Source organism: Achromobacter insolitus, from assembly GCF_002209555.1.
GTDB lineage: Bacteria > Pseudomonadota > Gammaproteobacteria > Burkholderiales > Burkholderiaceae_B > Achromobacter > Achromobacter insolitus.
This window is the reverse complement of record NZ_NJIF01000004.1, coordinates 101,871-121,083: the sequence shown is the minus strand read 5'-3', so window position 1 is coordinate 121,083 and position 19,213 is coordinate 101,871. Positions and strand designations below refer to the sequence as shown.

11 protein-coding genes are annotated in these 19,213 nt (G+C 67.0%); 4 read left to right on the top strand and 7 right to left on the bottom strand.

The features are described from left to right. Nucleotides 1-4: 4 nt before the first annotated feature. Complete coding sequence (queF, locus tag CEY08_RS15655; protein ID WP_063641209.1) at nt 5-829, bottom strand: NADPH-dependent 7-cyano-7-deazaguanine reductase QueF; 825 nt, start codon at nt 827-829, stop codon at nt 5-7. A 324-nt stretch (nt 830-1,153) separates the two neighbouring features. Between queF and aceA the strand changes: the two genes are divergently transcribed. After that, the gene (gene aceA, locus CEY08_RS15650) at nt 1,154-2,473 is read left to right on the top strand and encodes an isocitrate lyase (protein WP_042794353.1); all 1,320 of its coding nucleotides are present in this window, start codon (nt 1,154-1,156) and stop codon (nt 2,471-2,473) included. A gap of 93 nt (nt 2,474-2,566) precedes the next feature. On the opposite strand, the gene CEY08_RS15645 is transcribed toward aceA, so the two are convergent. Further along, nucleotides 2,567-3,424, bottom strand: a complete 858-nt coding sequence (locus tag CEY08_RS15645) for a LysR family transcriptional regulator (RefSeq protein ID WP_063641210.1) — start codon at nt 3,422-3,424, stop codon at nt 2,567-2,569. A 144-nt stretch (nt 3,425-3,568) separates the two neighbouring features. On the opposite strand from CEY08_RS15645, the gene CEY08_RS15640 reads away from it, so the two are divergent. Genes CEY08_RS15640 through CEY08_RS15630 form a run of 3 tightly spaced genes read left to right on the top strand, consistent with a single transcriptional unit; the run spans nt 3,569 to nt 6,628 of the window. Then, a complete protein-coding gene (locus CEY08_RS15640; RefSeq protein ID WP_063641211.1) occupies nt 3,569-4,537 on the top strand; it encodes a tripartite tricarboxylate transporter substrate binding protein in 969 nt (322 codons plus the stop codon). Between the two features lie 31 nt (nt 4,538-4,568). Beyond that, nucleotides 4,569-5,432, top strand: coding sequence for an HpcH/HpaI aldolase/citrate lyase family protein (locus CEY08_RS15635; protein WP_063641212.1), 864 nt, complete (start codon nt 4,569-4,571; stop codon nt 5,430-5,432). Continuing rightward, the gene (locus CEY08_RS15630; protein WP_076814579.1) at nt 5,429-6,628 is read left to right on the top strand and encodes a CaiB/BaiF CoA transferase family protein; all 1,200 of its coding nucleotides are present in this window, start codon (nt 5,429-5,431) and stop codon (nt 6,626-6,628) included. The genes CEY08_RS15635 and CEY08_RS15630 overlap by 4 nt, the downstream gene beginning before the upstream one ends. Nucleotides 6,629-6,659: 31 nt before the next feature. On the opposite strand, the gene CEY08_RS15625 is transcribed toward CEY08_RS15630, so the two are convergent. The 5 genes from CEY08_RS15625 to CEY08_RS15605 form a co-directional block, all read right to left on the bottom strand. Further along, the gene (locus CEY08_RS15625; protein WP_076814577.1) at nt 6,660-11,303 is read right to left on the bottom strand and encodes a hypothetical protein; all 4,644 of its coding nucleotides are present in this window, start codon (nt 11,301-11,303) and stop codon (nt 6,660-6,662) included. Between the two features lie 9 nt (nt 11,304-11,312). Continuing rightward, nucleotides 11,313-15,491 (bottom strand): hypothetical protein, encoded by a 4,179-nt coding sequence (locus CEY08_RS15620; protein ID WP_076814575.1) that lies wholly within the window; start codon nt 15,489-15,491, stop codon nt 11,313-11,315. A 390-nt stretch (nt 15,492-15,881) separates the two neighbouring features. Beyond that, on the bottom strand, nt 15,882-17,318 hold the full coding sequence (bioD, locus tag CEY08_RS15615; RefSeq protein WP_084738574.1) for a dethiobiotin synthase: 1,437 nt from the start codon (nt 17,316-17,318) through the stop codon (nt 15,882-15,884). Next, complete coding sequence (locus CEY08_RS15610) at nt 17,315-17,980, bottom strand: alpha/beta fold hydrolase (protein WP_076814573.1); 666 nt, start codon at nt 17,978-17,980, stop codon at nt 17,315-17,317. Before CEY08_RS15610 ends, bioD begins: the two co-directional genes overlap by 4 nt. 14 nt (nt 17,981-17,994) lie before the next feature. Further along, nucleotides 17,995-19,185, bottom strand: a complete 1,191-nt coding sequence (locus CEY08_RS15605) for an aminotransferase class I/II-fold pyridoxal phosphate-dependent enzyme (protein ID WP_076814571.1) — start codon at nt 19,183-19,185, stop codon at nt 17,995-17,997. Between the last annotated feature and the right edge of the window lie 28 nt (nt 19,186-19,213).

Below are 19,213 nucleotides of genomic sequence, written 5' to 3'. Positions count from 1 at the left end.
TGCGCTACTGGCGGACGGTACGCACGTCCGCCGGCGGCCCGGCTTCGAAGTTGCTGCGCCAGGGATTGATGTCCAATCCGCCGCGCCGCGTATAGCGCGCATAGACCGTCAACTGCTCTGGCCGGCAGGCCTGCATGATGTCGCTGAAGATGCGTTCCACGCAATGCTCGTGGAATTCCGCGTGCTGGCGGAACGACACGACATAGCGCAGCAGCGACTCACGGTCTATCGGCGCGCCGCGATAGCGGATCTGCACGCTGGCCCAATCGGGCTGGCCCGTGACGGGGCAGTTCGATTTCAACAGGCGCGAAGCCAGGGTTTCCTCGACCACGTCGCCCGGCCGTGTGCGCAGCACTTCCGGGGCGGGCTCGTAGGTGTCGATCTCGATGTCCAGCTTGTCTATATAGATGCCGTCCATCTCGCCCATCTGCAACTCGGAGAATCGCTGCGGCAGGAAGAAATCCAGGCCCACGGGTGCGCCGGCGGCGGCGCTCAGGTCCCGCTCCAGGCGGCCGCGCAAAGCGGCCGAATTGACCAGGCGGGTCTGGTTGAACGAGTTCAGGTAAAGCTTGAAGGATTTGGACTCGATGATGTTCGGGCTGTCTGCGGGCACCGAGAAGGTCGCCATGGCCACGCGCGGCTTGCCCTTGGCGTCCAGCCAGGACAATTCATAGGCGTTCCATAGGTCCACGCCGGTGAAGGGCAGCTTGCCCGCTTCCAGGTTCAGGGCCGCGCGGTTGTGCGAGCGCGCGATGGGGAAGAGCAGCGAGGGATCGTACTGCGAGGCGTAGGCCACGTTCTGGCCCAGCGGGCCGTGAGACAGCGTCATAGCGGAGTCATCGGAAACTTGAAGAATGAGCGCATTGTAGGCGGTCCCCAAATTGCCTGATTTTCCGCATGGTGAAATGTAACCTTCGTCATGTGAAAGCGGTTGCTGCGCGGCAGCGGGAGCCCATTTCACAGATGATAATTGCGTTTCGCAATACGAAATTGATTTTATAACTACATGATTTATAAGAATAATATTTTTCGTCTTGTATAAGACATAAGCCCGCATTGCTCCGCAGCAGAGGCATAGACTTTGTCCAACGATTCACGCAACGCAGGACGCGAATCTTTTGAAGTCTTCCCATCACTGACCAGGAGCATCACCATGAGCAATCGCGAAACCGAAATCCGCAATCTGCAGAAGGACTGGGCCGAGAACGCCCGCTGGCAAGGCATCAAGCGCGACTACAGCGCGGAAGATGTCATCCGCCTGCGCGGCTCCATCGGCGTGGAACACACGCTGGCGCGCCGCGGCGCAACCCGCTTGTGGGAACTGCTGCATAGCGAGCCTTTCGTGAATTCGCTGGGCGCCCTGACCGGCAACCAGGCCATGCAGCAGGTCAAGGCGGGCTTGAAGGCGATCTACCTGTCGGGCTGGCAAGTCGCCGGCGACGCCAACCTGGCCGGCGAAATGTATCCCGACCAGTCGCTGTACCCCGCCAACTCGGTGCCGCAAGTGGTCCGCCGCATCAACAATTCTCTGACCCGCTGCGACCAGATCCAGTGGATGGAAGGCAAGAACCCGGGTGACGAAGGCTATATCGACTTCTTCGCACCCATCGTGGCGGACGCCGAGGCCGGCTTTGGCGGCGTGCTCAACGCATTCGAGCTGATGAAGGCCATGATCGAGGCGGGCGCTTCGGGCGTGCACTTCGAAGACCAGTTGGCTTCGGTCAAGAAGTGCGGCCATATGGGCGGCAAGGTGCTGGTCCCGACCCGCGAGGCCGTGGCCAAGCTGGTGTCGGCGCGTCTGGCGGCCGACACGATGGGCACGCCCACCGTGCTGCTGGCTCGCACCGACGCCGACGCGGCCGATCTGGTGACGAGCGACGTCGACGAGAACGACCGTCCCTTCATCACCGGCGAACGCACGGTGGAAGGCTTCTTCCGCACCAAGGCCGGCATCGACCAGGCAATCTCGCGCGGCCTGGCCTACGCGCCCTACGCCGACCTGATCTGGTGCGAAACGTCCACGCCCAATCTGGAATACGCCCGCAAGTTCGCCGAAGCCATCCATCGCCAGTTCCCTGGCAAGCTGCTGGCGTACAACTGCTCGCCTTCGTTCAACTGGAAGAAGAACCTGGATGACGGCACGATCGCCAAGTTCCAGCGCGAACTCGGCGCCATGGGCTACAAGTTCCAGTTCATCACGCTGGCCGGCTTCCATGCGCTGAACTACGGCATGTTCGAGCTGGCCCACGGTTACGCTCGCCGCCAGATGAGCGCCTTCGTGGAGTTGCAGCAGAAGGAATTCGCCGCCGCTGAAATGGGCTTCACCGCCGTGAAGCACCAGCGCGAAGTCGGCACCGGCTACTTCGACGCCGTCACGCAGACGATCGAAGGCGGCCAGTCCTCGACCACCGCGCTGACGGGCTCCACGGAAGAAGCGCAGTTCGAACACGGCAAGGAGCAGAAGGCCGCGTAAGCATCGCAGGAGAGTTATGCAGTTGTAGTTGCTGTTGTAGGGTGGATTTGGGTGCCTCCGGGCACCCTTTTTTTTGCGCTGGCGCGCAGTCGGTCAGCGCTGCGCGCCATCCAGCAAGGCCTGCACGAGCCGGTTGTCCTGGTCCGACTGACGGCATACGAATGCGATTTGGCGGTATGGCGCATCCTTGCCCAGTTGCAACACGCGGACCGGATGCACGTCCAGGAGATTGGGACCGGGTTCGGGCAGGACGCAGACGCCCAGGCCCTCGGAGACCAGGGCGGTAAGGGCCGCCAGCGACTGCAAGTCGATGCGGCATCGCGCATAGGGGGCGTGGCGCGCCACATAGCGCGCGGCAAGGCGGCCGCCGACGGTAGTCTTGTCGAAGCGGATCCATTCGTATTGCTGGAACAGTTCCGCGACCGTCTTCTCGCGGGAATGGGGCGGGGCGATGAGGACGAGTTTTTCGCGGAACAGGGGCGTCCAGGACAAACGGCTGGAACCGCCGGTTTCGGGCCGCGCAATGATCGCGGCGTCGATTTCGCCCGTCTTCAGCTTTTCGGTCAATTCGGTGGCGCGGCCGCGCACCAGCCGAACGTCCAGCCGCGGATAGCGTTCGCGCAGCACGCGCAGCAGCGGCGGCAGCAAAGTGACTTGCAGGGGTTCTATCGTGCCCAGCCGGACGCGTCCCTCGACCTCCGGCGTGCTGCGCCGGCGCAATTCGTCCAATCTCGATAGCGCTTCCTGAAGCACCGCGTCCACTTCGGCGGCGAAGGCGTTGGGTTTGACCTGCAGTGCGGAACGGTCGAACAACGGTTGTCCGAAGTACGCCTCCATCTGCTTCATCTGCAGGCTGACCGCGCTGGGAGACAGGTTCATGTCGGCGGCGCCCGCCGCGAAGCTGCCGCCGCGCAGGACGGCGTTAAGGGTACGGAAAGATTCGATCTTCATCAGAAATCCTCACGTAGTGATTTAAGAATCCTCGCTTTATATCACCAGGCGGCAGGCCTAGTATCCCTGCGACAAGACAAGAACGGCTGGCGTCTTCAAGGCATGCACCGCATGCGCGCCGGACCGCAGACAGGGAGACATGCCATGAACAGAATTCTCGCGGGCTTCGCGGCCACGTGCCTGGCCGCCGGCTTGGCCGCCGGCGCGGCCGCGGCGCCGCCCGCCTTGCCGCCAACCATAACCATGGTGGTGCCGTTTCCGCCCGGCGGCAGCAACGACGTATTTGCGCGCGTACTGGCGGAAAAACTGGGAGCCCGGATCGCGTCCACCGTCATTGTCGAGAACCGCCCGGGCGCCGGGGGCGCCATCGGGGCGGAATATGTGGCGCGGGCTCCCAAGGACGGCTCGGTGCTGATGCTGTCGTCATCCACGCTCACGACCAACGCGGCCGTGCAGACCAACCTGAAGTACGACGTGGTGCGCAGCTTCGCGCCGGTCGCCATGTTGGCGCGCAGTCCGATGGCCCTGGTGGTCGGACAGGAGTCCGCGTACCGGTCGATGTCTGACCTGCTGGCCGCTGGCCGCAAGGAGCCGGGCAAGCTGACCTATGGCAGCGCGGGACTGGGGTCCGTGAACCAGATGGCCAGCGAGATCCTGGCCGGTGGCGAGAAGACGACCTTCACGCACGTTCCCTACAAGGGCATGTCGCACGCGCTGAACGATCTCGCCGGCGGCCGCGTGGATTTCGTGATTGGCAGTTTTGCCTCGACGGCCTCCCTGCTCAAGGGCGGCAAGCTGCGTGTACTGGCAGTGACATCGCCGGAGCGCTCGCAGTTCTACCCCGACCTTCCCACCATCGGCGAAGGGCAGCCAGGGTACTCGGTCGAACTCTGGTGGGGGGTGCTTGCCCCCGCGGGCACGCCCGCGCCATTGGTCGAGCGCCTCAACGCGGAGATACGGGGCATCGTCAACGATCCAAAGATGCGAGCCATGTTCGCCGAGGAAAGCGCGGTTCCGGCCGAGCTGACCGCGTCGCAATTCGCGGCGCTCGTGCAGGCGGATGCCACCAAGTGGAAACAGGTGGCGGCCGATCGCAACATATCCATCCAATGAGCGGAAATCGCCGCTATTCGAGAGCCTACGCATGAGAAGCAAACTATTCGTTCCGGGATCGCGTCCCGAGTTGTTCGCCAAGGCGCTGGCCGGCCCGGCCGATGCCCTGTCGTTCGATCTGGAAGACGCCGTGGCGCCCGCGCGCAAGGAAGAAGCCCGCGGGCATCTGGCGGGTTTGCTGTCCTCCGCCGAGGCCGGCGCGGCTGGCAAGACCTTGATCGTGCGCGTCAATGCACTGGACTCGAATCATTTCCACGCGGACCTGCGCGCCGTGGTGCGCAAGGGCTTGAGCCTGGTGAACCTGCCCAAGGTGGAATGCGTGGCGGATGTGCAGGCGGCAGCGGGCGCGCTCGATCAGGCGCGGCTGGCCAACGGCGTGGAGCATCCCGTGGGGTTGCTGCTTAATATCGAATCGCCGAGGGCATTGCGCCGGGCGGCCGCGCTGGCGGCCGCGCATCCCTGCGTGGCAGGGCTGCAGCTAGGGCTGGGAGACCTGTTCGAGCCTGCGGGCATCGACCGGCGCGAGCCGGGCGCGGTGCGCCAGGCGATGCTGGCAGTGCGATTGGCGGCCGCGGAAGCGGGGGTATTCGCATATGACTCTGCCTTTGCCGATATCGCCGATACAGCGGGATTTCAGGCCGAGGCCGAATTGGCGCGCCGGCTGGGGTTCATGGGCAAAAGCTGCATCCATCCCAGCCAGGTAGCCTTGGCCAATGCCGCCTTCCGGCCGACCGAAGAAGAAATCGCTCACGCACAGCGCGTGGTGCAAGCCGCCGGCGAGGCCGACGCCAGGGGCGTTGCCGCTTTCGTCGTGGACGGCCGGATGATCGACGGCCCGTTTCTGCGCCGCGCCGAGGCGGTGCTGCGCATGGCCGCGGCCGGGGAGGCACGATGAGAGCCGCCGCGTCGACGCAAGGTGGCGCTGGCCCGCTGGAAGGCGTGCGGGTCCTGGACCTGAGCGCCTACATCGCGGGCCCCTACGGCTGTGCATTGCTGGCGGACCAGGGGGCGGACGTGATCAAAGTGGAGCCGCCCGCGGGCGATAACCTGCGCAAATATCCTTCGACGCTGGAGGCTGAAAGCCGCGCCTTCCTGGGCGTGAACCGGGGCAAGCGCGGGATTGTGCTGGACCTGAAGCAGGACGACGCCCGGGCCGTATTGCGCGAACTCGTCGAGCGCGCCGATGTGTTGGTGCATAACTTCAGGCCCGGAGTGCCGCCGCGCCTGGGAATTGCCTACGAGCAGCTGGTGGAGATCAATCCGCGGCTGATCTATTGTGCGGTCAGCGGCTACGGAGAGACCGGGCCGCTGAAAGACAAGGCGGGCTACGACCAGGTGCTCCAGACCATGACCGGGATGTGCGCGCTGCAAGGCAGTTCGGATGGGCCGCCGGAAGTGCTATACGGTTCGGTCGTCGACTACTATGCATCCGCCTTGGTGGCGGCGGGTGTGGCATCCGCTTTGTATGAACGCGAGCGCAGCGGGCGGGGCCAATACGTGGGCGTGTCCTTGCTGCGCAGCGCGCTGGCCCTGCAATCGGCACGCCTGGTATGGGCCGAGGGCGAGCCTCGGAATATTGGCCGCGACATGCGCTCCGGCGGTATCACGGGCATCCATCCCACCGGGGAGGGCTACCTGTACATTTCCGCGAATACGCCGCACTTCTGGCAGGCATTGTGCTCCAAGACGGGGTTGCATGCGCTGGCGGCCAGCGAGCGTTATGACTCCGTGCGCAAGCGCGCCGAGCATCGTGATGAAATCGTGCCCTTGCTGCGCGAGGCGTTGCGCGGCAGGACCGCGCTGCAATGGGAAGCTCTGTTCGGCGAGGACGTGCCCTGCGCCGCGGCGCGCGGCGTGGAAGACATGTTCGATTTCCCGCAGGTCCAGGCGGAAGGGATGATCTCGACTTTCACGCATCCGGTGGTGGGCAGCTACCAGGGTTTTGCACACGCGATCAAGTATGGCCGCAGCGGGGCGTCGGCGCCGCGGGCGGCGCCGGCCTTCGGCGAGCATAGTGAGGACGTGCTCGCCGAGGCGGGCATCGATGCCGGACAGGCCGCGCGCCTGCGAGCAAGCGGCGCGCTGGGCTAGGGCGCCCCTCCGCACGCGGCGCAAGGGGCCTTTAGAGCGCAAAGAACGCCGTGTACACCAGCCGCTCCTCCACCACGCGGCGCTGCTGCGTGGCGCCGGCGCGCCGTTCGGGCACGGTGTTGTCGGTGTAGTAGCGCTCGTACTCGCGCACCGCGACGCGCGCCGGCTTGCCGCCGCTGTCGGGAAGCGCGACGCTGGCGGTCCAGATGACGGGATCCAGCAGCTCGCCCAGGATGGGACCTTCTAGCACCGGGGGAAAACGCACTACCGGGCCGACGACCACGCCGCCCAGGCGCGACAGGTCGGCAAGCGTCGTGGGCGTGGCGGTCTCAAGAATCGGCAGCTCGCGCATGCGGTCTATGAGAATGGGGCCCGGGCCGGCGGGCTGGGGCGCCGGTCCGGAAGGATCCAGCAGGCCCGATGCCAGCACCGCGGCGTCGCTCCAGGCCAGGTCGCTGTCCAATGCCGGGTCTCGCGTCTGCAGCACCAGTTCCACGCGATTGCGGCCGCTCTCGGCGGTCTGGCCGATGCCGGGAATGAAGGAAATATTCAGGTATTCGGAATCCAGGGGGAACTTCATCGGCCCATGCGCGGGGACGACGCCGCGCAGGCTGAATGTCAGCCTGCCGCGTTTTTGCTCGAACACCGCGCGGCGGCGCGGCAGCACTTGGGAAAACTCGGCCAGCACGACTCGCGACAGCTTGGCCGACGCGATGGCGTTGGGCTGGTAGCGCGCAAGCGCCAGGCGCACGAAAGGCATGTAGGTGCGACCCGGGTCGAGTTCGATATCGCAGTACCAGCGCGCGCGTTCCTCGCTCCAGCGGACGCGGTGTCCGACCACGTGGACCGGTTGGGCCGGGATTTCCTGCAGATAGACTTGTTCGTCCGCGACGCGCGCGGAGAAGTCCGACACGCGTGTCTTGTGTTTGGGCTGGGGCGTCTCCCATAGCGGGTCCATGCCCCACTGCGTGACCAGCGGCGTCAGACGGTCGGGGATGTCGGTGAAATTCTGGCCGTCGCCATAGATCACCACGCCCAGCAGTTCGCCGTCGCCGGAGGAGAACCAGGGCCGTTCCAGCCAGACCCGCAAACCGTTGCCCAGCCGTGTCACGTCCAGTTTCCCGGTGCCTGCCGTTTCCTGCCAGCGGAAGGTCGGCATGACATAAGTGAGAACGGGGGCGTCCGGCGGCGCGCTGGCGCGCACGACGGTGTTTTGCGCCGTGCCGTCGCGTCTGAGCACCGGCGCGCCAGGATCGTCGTCCGCACCCGCTTCGACCTGGGGCCCGTCGGCGACCGGCCCCAGCCGCGTGACCTTATCCACCTGTTCGTAGAGCGATGGCGGCAGGTATTCGCGGAACCGGGTGGTAGCGCGAAGACGGTAGCGGATGAGGCGAAAACGGGTGTCGCCGAACTCGTGGCGATCTCCCCGCGCGCGCAGCTTCCCGTCCGCGTTCAACTGTTCCTTTACCGCGTTGCTCAGGCTGAAAAGGTTGGCGTAGTTTTCCGACAGGGGAATCTCGGCGAGCACGCCGTGGCCGGCATGCCGTTCGGGGCGGGGCTTGAGCAAGTCGTCCACCCATTCGTTCCAATCCGCCTCTATTTCAATCTTGCCGGTAGTGGGACCGTGCAGGCGCACGCGGGCGTACAGGTCCGCATGAGCGTCGCCCGGCTGGCGTTGGGGTTCTTCGGCCAGCATCAGCACGGGGTCGCATATCGGCTGCTGCGTCGCGTGAACCAGCACCAGCGGCCGGTAGGGGGTGACCATCCAGCAGCCGCCCAGCACCGACGCCAGACGCAGCGTGGCACGTTCGCCTTCATTGCTGGCCCAGGAGGGGATGCCGAAGGTGTTGGCCAGCCCGGGGTTCACGAAGCTGGAGTAGCGCAGGCGGGCGATGCGGCCCTTGGGCAGAAAGAAGGTCAGGATCCGCTTGGCCTCGTCCCAGGCCGGCGTGCCGTCGTCGGGGTAACTCTCCGAGCAGGGTGGGTCGGTCAAGGTGGCGCGGCGTTCTTCCAGCACAATGCGCAAGCCCAGGCTGTCCGGCCATTTCGCCGCGTGCGCCACCAGCAGCACCAGTTCCTGTGCGGGAGTCTGCGCGATGACGGCGCTGGGGCCCAGCACCTTGGGGCCGCTGACACCGGGCAAGGCGTGACCGGGCTGGGCGCGCAGGGCGATACCGCCTGCGGCGGGATCCGGCAGATAGGGCGTGAGTACCTGGGCCTCCCGGTGGATCACATACTGCCCGGCGGCCAGTCGTTCGCCCGTGGGATGCTCGGGGTTGGGCAATTGTGGAGGCACGCGCTCGGTAGTGGCCACCTCTTTCAGCGCCTGCGGCGTCACCAGTTCTATCTCTGAGCCCGGTCCCTCGTCGTACAGCGTGGCCGCATCGCGGGCCGCTATCTCATAGGCCTGCTTGATGCCGGCGGGGCTGCCCATCATTGCGTCGAACAGGCCATGCGTTTCGCATTGCAGCTGCGACGCCTTGGGCGGCACTACGTGGCGTTCATTGACCGCGGGATACTCGAAGTCCTTGGAGGCTGGCTGCTGACGGGCATGCTTGAAGTCCGGGCTGTCGCGATACGCCGCGGGGTCCAGGCCGGTGTTGCTGCGGATCACCATGCGTTCCAGCGATTCGCCTTCGCTCAAGCGGGCCCGCTGCACCAGCGCCGGCGGATCCACCGGTTCGAAACGCCAGTAGACGACCGGCTGCGTGGCGTTGCCGTCCCGTTCCAGCGAAGGATCATCATGCGCGAGACTGTTGCCGGCCAGGTCCACCAGGCGCGCGCGGAAGCGGTAAGGCATGCCGAAGCGCAGGCGCGGCAGGCTGCCCTTGGCCGCGGCGAAGCTCACCGCCAGGCCATTGCCTTTTTCCGTGGCCACGTCCTGCACATCCTCCGGCACTTCACCCTGCACGCCGCTGGCCGGGTCGACGCGGTCGCGCAAGGTGCGTCCCGGGCGCGGCGCCACCAGGCTCCAGCCGGTCCAGCGGAACAGGGATTCGTGCAGGTAGTGGTCGTCGGGTTGCGCGCCGCCGCTGGTGGACGCGCCTTTGACATAGCCCTCGTCATCGGGCAGCTGCAAGGGAGCTCCCCCATCCGTGCATCGGTAGGTGCCGGAGCGCTGGCATAGCGAACGCCATCGTTGCGGGTCGCCGGGCACCTGCGGCTGCGCGTCCACGCGATAGCCGCGCAACAGGTCTTCGGCGTAGAGCACGATGCTGCCGGGCGCGCCCGACAGGGCGGCATTCTTCAGGGCAGCGGCTGCCGCGTTCTGCGCGACTTCCCAAGCGCGGCCGCGCCGCGCCACGCCCAGGCCGCCGGAACGCAGCGCTGCCACGCCCTGTTTGTCGCCCGTGGTGTACGTCACCGCACCGTCGGCGCCCAGCGCCAGGCTCTTGGCGATCAGGTTCTGGGCAGTCAGTACGAAGTCCACGGTTTTCAGGGCCGCGCCGTCGGGATCGACCTGGTAGACGTCGAAGGGGGTTCGCGGCTCCAGCAGGTTCCAGCTGTCGTCGGCGCGGCGCAGCTTGAGCATGCCGCGTTCGTGATCGGAAGGGTTGCGTGGGCGCGTGGTGAAGCGTTCCTGGTCGCCGGCCCACGCGGTAGCGGGACAAGCGTCGTCGCCGGCGTCGTGCCCGTCTTCCCAGCGCAGGGTCAGGAAGAAGCGGCCCTGCGCGGCAGGCGCCGCCGCCAGTTGCTGGTCCAGCGGCGAGTCCGCGGGCAAGAGGCAGTCGATGACCAGCCCCAATTGGCGCAGCAGCGCGGGATAGTCGCCATAGGACGCGACGATGGCGTGGAAATCCATCTCCGGGATGGCGGGCGGGGCGGGCACGTTCTCGCCGCTTGGCCGGCGCATGCCCTGCTGCTGCGCGGTGGGCGGGTCGCGGCGGTAGAAACGGTTGGCCTGAAACAGGGTGTACTCGGCCTGCGAGTTCCATTGCCTCATCAGATTCTGGTCGGCGTTGGCTAGCCCGCCGTCATTCCAGCGAGTGGGCAAAGCGCGCAGCGGAAAGCTGACGACGGGCTGCGGATTGCCCTCGGCGTTGACCCCCGGCGCCGCTGCGCGGCCTTCGTAGATGCTGTGGGGACCATAGACCTGGCTGCGCAGCACGCGCTCGGGGCCGTCCCCGCCGTCGTCGAAGAATCGGTCGAAGCCGGGTAGCGGCATCTCGACACGCCGGTCGCCTAGCGAAATGAAAGTCGTGCGCGTGCCGCAGTCGCCCAGCATGTCCTTCAGGCCGGGATGCGCGTCGCGCCACGGCAGCAGGGTGGGCGGCGTCCCCGTGGCTTGCACGGCCAGCCTGCCGTAGTGTTTGCGGGTCAGCCCCAGCACGCCGGCCACCGAATATGAAAATAGATTGACCTTGCTCATGTCGCGGAACACGAAACCCGACACGGGCGTGGTCTTGGGCAGCAGCCGTTCCCATAGCGCGGCGTCGGCCTGAGCCTGAGGCTCCAGCTCGATTTCCGCTACACCGGTATTCAGCACGAAGCGCACCCGTTCCAGCGTGCGCGGCCAGTTGACCCAGTCAGCGAAGGCGTGCAGCTGCTGTTCGTTCACGGCCTGCGGCGTGAGGCGCGGCGAGGCCACGATGGATACGCGCAGCCGGCCGGCGTCGGCGCCCGCAGGCACGCGGCCGTTGGGAATCACGGTCCAGACTATCGTTTGCTTGGCCATGGACGCTCCTCAGGCAAAGGCTTCGGCGTATTCGCGCCAGGCGTACGCGGTGTCGTCATCGATCTGCGCCAGTTCCTGCGCCAGCGGCAGGTCGGGGCGCGGTCCCATGAGGTCGCGGAAGCCCGGATCGCCATTGGACCCGGCGAACTTGCGCTCGCAGGACAGGGACACGCTCATCGAGAACATGAAGACTTCGATTTCGACGGTGATGGTGGCGCGTCCTGCGCACTTGCCGCTTTCGAACTCGTAGCGCAGTTCCAGGTAGATTTCGATGGAAATGCTGACGATGCCCAGCACGCTGACGCAGCCGCCCATGCGGAAGTAGCCGGCCAGAGAGCAGGCATTCTTTTCCATGCGGAAATAGATGCCCGCCATGACGTGCACGCCGCCGGAGGCCACCCCCAGGTTCACCGACACGCTGGCCCCGAACTCGAAGGCGGCCTCCATGAGCTGGATGCCGCTGGGATCCAGCGTGATGCCGAAAAACCCGCCGCCGCCGAACATGCATACCGACAGGTTGAAGGGCTGCTCGCGCGTGCAGAAATTAAAGCGCACTGCGAGGGGCTGGCCGATGAAAGGTATGGTAAAGCCCGCGCCGAGGCTCAGGTTGGACAGGTTGAAAACGCCGATGGCCACGGCCGGCAGGGCCAGGTCGAAGCCCGCGTCCACGCCTTTGGCCGAGATGTCCAGGTAGGGCGGGTCCGAGAACCCATCCAGCGGAATCAGATCGCGCAATGTCTCCACGAAGGACAAGGGACCGACGAACTTGATGTCGGTCAGCAGCACGTCCACGTCCATCTTCGCGGCCGTGTCGATGCGGAACTCGATCTTTTCGAAGTTCAGTTCCAGAAAGCTGGCGGGCGCGATCAGGACCAGGTCGAAGTCCTTCAGGGAGCAGACGACCGATATCTTCGGCGCGCTTTGCCCGTTCTTGCGGATGCGGGCCTCCACGGCGACCCGGAAGCCGCGTGCATCGTTGACGCGGAACAGGGGCGGGTCGCCGGGCTTGATCGACCAGCTTTTGATCATCGGGTTCCAATCGAAGCGGACGGTGAGCTCGTCACCGGTCAGCAAGTCGAGCAGCTCGGCGCTTGCCAGCACGGCGTCCACCGCCAGCTTGACCGCTTGCAGGGCGGTCTGCGCGATCTGGCGCGGCGCGCCTTCGAGCAAACGCGCCGTCCCGATGGTGTCGGATAGCGGCTGCACCGCGTCCTTGATGGCCTGAAGGCGGGGCGTGAGTGTCGCGGCGTCGGCGAATAGTTCGTCCAATTGGTCGGGGTGGCCCACCACGGCATCCAGCGCGTCGTACAAGGCCTTGCCTTGCACCAGCAGCACTGGCACCACGCCCACGCCATCCAGCAGCGTCAAGGCGGTGTTGGCCGCCTGGCGCAACGATTGCCGCAGGCCATCGGGCAAGCCCACGCCATTGACCTGCGTGTCGGCCGCAGTGCGCAGCGCCTGGGCCGCATTGCGCGCGGCGGTGAGCACAGCGGGCAGTCCGGGCAGGGCGGGCGCGGCGTCGAAGGACAGCCCGGCCAGCAGCGCGACTTGCGTGCGCACAGCGTCCAGCGCGGCCATCAGCCCGTTGAGGCGCGCGCGCGCGTCCTGGACCAGGTCTTGCGCGTAAGCCTGGGCCTGGCTGAGCAAATCTTCCAGCGTGGCTTTCAGCACCTGCAAGGCAGCCTCGGCGATGCGCCCTGGCTGTTGCGCCAGGTCCGCCACCAAGCCATACAGCCGGCCCATTTCGTTGACCAGGCTCTCGAGCTGGGAACAGGCTTCCGAGATGAAGCGCGGCACCTGCTCCGGCGTGCCCGCCGCATTGGACACGGCTTCGATGACGTCGCCCAGCGGGATGCAGCCAAACAGCAGCGGCAGGGGCAGGTCCGAGGACAGAGCCTTGGGAAAGATGTCCGGCCCGTTCATCTTGCCGGCCACGAAGTCCGTCACCTTGCCGCTGACCGGCCCGGCCATGCGCGACAGGGCCGAGGGACGCAGATTCGGCTGGACGAATCCGCCGGCGCGGTCGCCCTGCGCCGAGAAGTTCAGCACGGCATCGCCGCGGTAGACCGGGTTGGCGTCTATGTCGCCGAAGACCTGGCCGACGTTGGCGGAATCGAATCCGAAGCGCAGGTAGTGGTCGTTCCAGCTGAGCACACTATTGCCGTCGCTGCCCGTCAGTTCGGCCAGCGCGGCGATGCGGATTTCCGCGCGCTTGATGCCTGGATAGAACAAGGGGCCGTTCAGGGAGTCGCTGTACGCGCGTAGCTGGGTATTGCCCGGATCGACGAGGCCGTCGAACTCGATAGTCTCGACTTGCGCGGCGGTGTCGCCGGGCTTGAGCGGAGACGCCAGCGTGACCCGCTGTTGCTTGAACTGCGCGGTGCGGCGGTCGCTTACCTCGGGTTTGCGCCAGGCATCCCGCGCCTGCTTCGCGAATGCTTCGGCATTGCCGTAATCCGGCGTCAGCCATTGGCCGCTGAGCTTGCGCGGACAGGCGCGGCCGCCGTCCATGAAGATCATGGGCAGGTCGAACTGGACGTTGCGACCGTCGATGTCGGTGGCCGAACAGGCGAAGCGGAAGGGAATTTTCTCTATGCACGGCCAGAACAGCAATTGTCCCAGGCCCTCGATATTGCTGTCCGGGGAGGTCGGCGTATCCAGGCTGGGCGTGACGGTGGTGAGGATGCGCACACTGGAAAACGGCATCTGGCGATGCAGGAAGATCAGATTGCCCGCGTCGTCGCGTGCCTGCAGGTCGGGGTCCGCGTACACGCGTTCTCGCTGGCGCACGATGATGAACAGGCGCTGGCGCAGATAGGCAGTATTGCCGGGCGTGCCGCGGTGGAACTTGCGTTCGCTGACCTTCACCAGCGCGGCGCGGTGGCCGAAAGGAAACAGCAGGCCTTTGTAGACGACGCGGACGTAGTGGTCGCGGCCCATGGCGCCTCGATGCGTCCATTCCTCCAGCGATAGGCCGGGCGCGTCCCAGTTGCCGCGCGAGTCCAGCCAGGCGCCCAGCGCCGAGAGCATCAACAGTCTGGCCTCCACCGGCTGCGGCGTGTAGTTGGCGACGGAAAAGTTCGACGACAGGTGCGCGATCTGGTAGCGGTCGAAGTCGTCCATCGGCATGCGGAAGGGCGAGGTATTCGGTTGGGGCAGATAGGTTTGCGTCGGCACCGGAAACGCCGATTGCATCGGCTTGGTCGTGCCTTCGCCTCCCAGCGCCCACACCGCGCGCACGTTGGGCCGGGCATCATCCGGCCGTGGCGCCGTCGCGCTGTCCTGTGGCGGCGCGGCCAGCAATTGGGTGTGCCAGAGCTCGGTATGTTGGGTGGCGGTGGAAGTCGCAGGGGCCTTGGCGTGGCGCCAGCGCTCATCCGCATGCGGACTGAGGATCAGGCGCCACGGCAGTTCGATCGCGGTCTGCTGCGCGGCGGGCAGCGCAGGCTTGGGTCCGCGCCGGAGAATCTCGATCAGGGCGCTGGTGCGCTGCAATTCGCGGGCGGGCGTCATGCCGCCCAGGCGCAGTGCGCGCAGCCCGGCGGCGCCACCGGCCTGGCGCAGCAACAGGGTGCCGGGCGCGTTCTGCTGCGTGGCGATGCGCACATTGCGCAGTGCGAAGCTCGACAGCGCCGCGCGTTGCACTGGGGAGAGTTTGTCGATGCGTTTGTCGAACAGGTCGCGCAGGTCCAGGCGCGGTGCGCTGGGGCCGGGCGGGCGCGCGTTGGCGGCGACCGTCAGGGGCAGGGTCTCCATCGCCGCCAGCACGCCTTCCAGCGTGTACGGCACGTCAAAGCCGTCGGGAATGGCAAAGGCCAGCCGGGATTCTCCGGCAATGCGCGCGCGCACGGGCGGGCCTGTTGGGGTTTCCACGCCGCCGACGGGCTCGGGTTTGTCCGGCGTAGGGCGGGGCGGGGGCTGATTGGCGGTGGCGGGGGGCGGCCTTTCGAAGAACGTCTCTTCGGTGATCGACTGCGGCGGGAAGTGGACGATCAGCGTGGCGGCCCCGTCGCCGGCTTTCTTCAGTCGCGGCGGCTGGCCCGGCGTTACCGCCAGGTTGCGCAGTTCCAGCCGCAAGGCCAGCATATCGGCGGGCCGCAACACGGCTTGGCCGGGGCGGGTGCCGTCGAAGAAATTGCGGTTGGGATTTGGGGCCAGGACAGGAATGTTCAGCCTTCTGGTGACCATGCCAGTTCTCCTGCAAATAAGGAAACCCAGGAACTCAATCCTGCACGTCCAGCTACCTGCGAATCGAACTGCCAATGTCGCGAAAATTATCGTTGTGTTGCGTTAGTAGTCAACAACGTGCCGGCGCCTGGAGTAAGCGGCCGCCATGGCCTTGGTTTCGCCATCTGGATGTGGCTGAAAGGTGTAGAAAACGAGCGCCTTCACTCGGGGAGTTCATGCGTTGCATGAGACTTTGGTTGCCATCCGTAGGCGGGAAAACGGGTGCGCCGGTATCCATCCGCATGGGGGACGGGTGTGCGCCATCGGAATTTATTTTGTACGAATGCGTAACGGCTCCGGCCCCGGAAACAGCGGGGCCGGAAGCTGGGCGGGTGGCAGCAGCGCTACCCGCTAGCTGGTTACGGCAGGCGCGTCGCCCAGCGCCTGCAGGCATTCCGCCAGCGACGGAATGCCGCTGGCCAGCGCGTCGACGGTCTGCGCGTCGACCTTGGACAGGGGCGGGATCTCGGCCAGCACGCGCACCTCGCCGAAGCGCTCGATGGCTTCCTTGTTGCCCGCCGATAGCGGTCCGCTCATGATGACGCCCAGCACGGGAATGCCGCGCCGCTTGAGCGCCTCCAGGCTGAGCAAGGTGTGGTTGATGGTGCCCAGTCCGCTGCGCGCGGCCAGCACCACGGGCATGTCCAGCCGCGCGATCAGGTCGATCATCATGTGGGTATCGTCGATCGGCACGTAGAGGCCGCCGGCGCCCTCGACGATCAATGGCGCTGGCGTGGCGGGCGGGACGATGCTGGTCGCATCGACTATGGTGTCTTCAAGCGTGGCGGCCGCCCAGGGCGATAGCGGCGCCTGCAACACGTACGCGGGCAGGTGCAGGCGTTCGGGCGGCAGCCCGGCCAGTTGCGCCACGGTTTCCGTGTCGCCCGGTTCTTCCGCCACGCCCGTCTGGACGGGTTTCCAGTAGTCGGCGTTCCAGGCGCGCGCCAGGATCGCGGATACCAGGGTCTTGCCGATGCCGGTGTCGGTGCCGGTCACGAAAACCCCGGTGGGGTGCTTGTTCGGTTTTTTCCACATACCGTAGGCCAGGTGGTAGGTCGCCCCGGCTCCTTGTTCGTCAAACGCCGCCAGCACGCGCCGCAGCTGCGCAGCGCCAAGAGGCGGGCGGCCGGGAGCGGGCGTGGTGGCGCCGATGCCTTTCAGGCTGCGCAGGAAACGCAGCCCGTCAGGATGATTTTGTATCAGCCGTTCGCTGCGCACGCCACCCGCCAGTTTGCCCCCGTCCGGATGGATGGCGGCGGCAGGCGGATAGCGCGGCGTGACGGGAGTCAGGCCGGCCGCGGCATGCGCGGCGCGCCATTCGTGAAACGTATCCTCCGCCAGCGTTGCCACGGCCAGGCAGCCGCCCGGCGCGAGCAGCGCGGCCAGCCGGCCCAGGCCTTTGTTCAGGTCGGAAAACCATTGCACCGCCAGGCTGGAGCAGATCAGGTCGTAGCCGCCCGGCAACCCGTCCGGATGTTCGCCGTCCAGCAACTGGTAGCGGGCCTGGCCGGGCAAGGGCGGGCCGCTATGCGCCACCGCCAGCATGCCGGGGGCGATGTCGGTCACTGTCCAGTCCGCCGGGCCGATGCGCCGCGCCAGCGCTTGCGTCAGCAGGCCGGTGCCGCAGCCTATCTCCAGGATGCGCGGGCGCCGGGGCAGCGGCAGCAGGGCGATATCGCTGGCCAGCCGTTCGGCCGCCAGGCGCTGGACGGACGCGTGGTCTTCATAGGCCTGGGCGGCGGCGCTGAAGCGAGCTCCGATCCTGGCGTTGCGCGGGGCCAGCGTCATGCGGCGTCCGCCAGGCGGGCAATGAAGGCGCGGATCCGTGCCGCGCACCAGGGCGCGTCCGACACGGGCAGCAGGTGGCCGCCGCCTTCGCGGCCATGGATCTCCGCGTTGGCCAAGCCGGCAAAGCCTGCCTGTGTCATGGGCGCCGGAACGATGGGATCCTCCATGCCAGCAAGAACCAGCAGCGGCACGGGCAATGCCGCCAGGGCGTCGCGCCGGTCTTCCTCGCGCAGGGCCTGCAGATCGCGCGCAAGCGGCGCGAGCCGCGGCGCGTCGAAATCGGACGCGTCGCCGCAGCGCTGGCGGAAGTCGCGCAGCACCGGGACGGGGTCGGTCGACAGCCGTTTGGACATACGGTCCAGCAAGCGGAGCGCCACGCCCTCGTAGCCGGGACCAGCGGCAAAGCGCGGGAAGCCGTTGATGGACACCAGGCCCCGGCAGCCTGGCGGCAGTTGGCGCAGCAGGCGCAGCACACCCAGCGAGTGGCCGATGGCGATTACCGGGCCGCCAATGTCCGGCTCCTGGCCAGACCCGAAGTAGCCGGCGTCAAAAAAAGCTTGCGGCCAATCCCGGAGGCCGGCGCGCAGCGGCGCCCAGACCGAGGCGTCGAAGGCCCAGCCATGTACGAAGAGCAGGGTGGGGCGGGTAACGGCGGCTTGCATCGGGGCAGCAGCCATCACGCCAGCGCGGCGGCGAAGCCATCGATCAGCCGCGCCACGTCCACGTCGCGGTGCGCGGCGCTGAGCGTGACGCGCAAGCGGCTGGTGCCGGCGGGGACGGTAGGCGGCCGGATGGCCACGGCCAGGAGACCGCGCTGTTCCAGCGCGGCAGCCAGCGCCAGGGCGCGGTCTTCGTCACCCACGATGGCCGGCACGATCTGCGTGGAGGACGCGCCGGTGTCCAGTCCCATGCCACGCAGCGCGGCGCGCAGATTGTCGCCCGCGGCAGCGAGGCGGGCGCGTTCGGCATCCAGCGTAGGCACCAGGTCCAGCGCCGCGTCCATGGCGCCCAGCACCGCGGGCGGCAGCGCCGTCGTGTAGATGAAACCGGAGCAGGCGTTGACCAGGTAGTCGCACAGGGCGCGAGAACCGGCAACATACGCGCCGAATCCGCCCAGCGCCTTGCTGAATGTGCCCATGGCCAGGTCGATGCGGCCCGGCGCCAGTCCAGCCAGTCCCATGCCGCGCGGACCCAGGACGCCGGTGGCGTGGGCTTCGTCCAGGTAGACGAACGCGCGGTACCGGTCCGCCAGGCCTGCAAGCCGCTCAACGTCGCAGCGGTCGCCGTCCATGCTGAACACGCTCTCGGTGACGATGAACCGCGCCACCGGTTTGCCGCCGGTTTCGGCGGGCGCCCGGGCCGCGAGCAGGCTTTCCAGATGATCCAGGTCGTTGTGCCGGAAACGGATCTGTTTGACCCCTGCGGCCTGGCAGCCGTGGTGCAGGCTGGCGTGGTTGAGCTTGTCGGCGTACACCTCGACCTCGCCCTGGCCGGCAGCCGCGCGCAGGAGCGCGGGCAGCACGGCGGCGTTGGCCTGCCAGCCCGAGGCCAGCAGCAACGCCGCCTCCGTGCCCTTGAGCCGCGCAAGCTTGGCCTCCACTTGCTCGTGCAGGTCCAGGTTGCCGGTTACGAGGCGCGAGGCCTGGGCGCCTGCGCCGTGGCGGGCCGCCCATTCGCGCGACCGCTCGACCAGCAGCGGGTGCCGGGACAGGCCCAGGTAGTCATTGCTGGAGAAGTTCAGGACGGGTTCGCCCTCGAGGACGAGGCGTCCCGGGGCGGCTGCGGTGGCCGTGCGCAGGCGGCGGCGCACGCGGCGCGTTTCGGCACGCGCCAGTTCGGACGAGAAAAGCGGATCCAGCTTGGACATCTAATTTTCCGGCAGCGGCCTGACCGGG